The following is a 417-nucleotide window of genomic DNA, read 5'->3' on the forward strand; positions in this document are numbered from 1 at the left end:
TCATTGATGTACCCGCGCGTTTCCATGCAGAAAATTTCCGTATCAAAGAACCCGACAAGGAAAAGATGAACGAAGTTTTTGCAGAACTCGAATTCAAAAGCCTTGGCAAGCGGATACTCGGCGAAGAGTTTACTGCGCTCAAGACCGCACCGGAAGCGGTACAGACCGACCTGTTCGGCAACATAGTAGAAGCGGCGCCATCAAAGGAAAGCAGGACCGCTACCCCTGTTAACTCAGCCATCAGCGAAGACCTTGCGCAGGTACCGGTCGCAGATAAAAACATTACCAACACTCCGCACGAATATAAATATGTGCAGGGCGAGCCGGCCATCCGCGAACTCATCACCCTGCTGGAACAGCACCGTGAAATAAGTTTCGACACCGAAACAACAAGTATTGATGCCAATAATGCGGAAC

Annotated in this window: 1 protein-coding gene; it reads left to right on the plus strand. The window is 50.1% G+C overall.

Features of this window, described 5'->3' with window-relative positions; all coding sequences use genetic code 11:
* The coding region (locus tag EOA13_RS38275; RefSeq protein WP_206535393.1) for a hypothetical protein at positions 1-417 on the plus strand (417 nt) is incomplete at both ends.

Source organism: Mesorhizobium sp. M7A.F.Ca.US.011.01.1.1 (assembly GCF_003998295.1).
Taxonomy (GTDB): Bacteria; Pseudomonadota; Alphaproteobacteria; order Rhizobiales; family Rhizobiaceae; genus Mesorhizobium.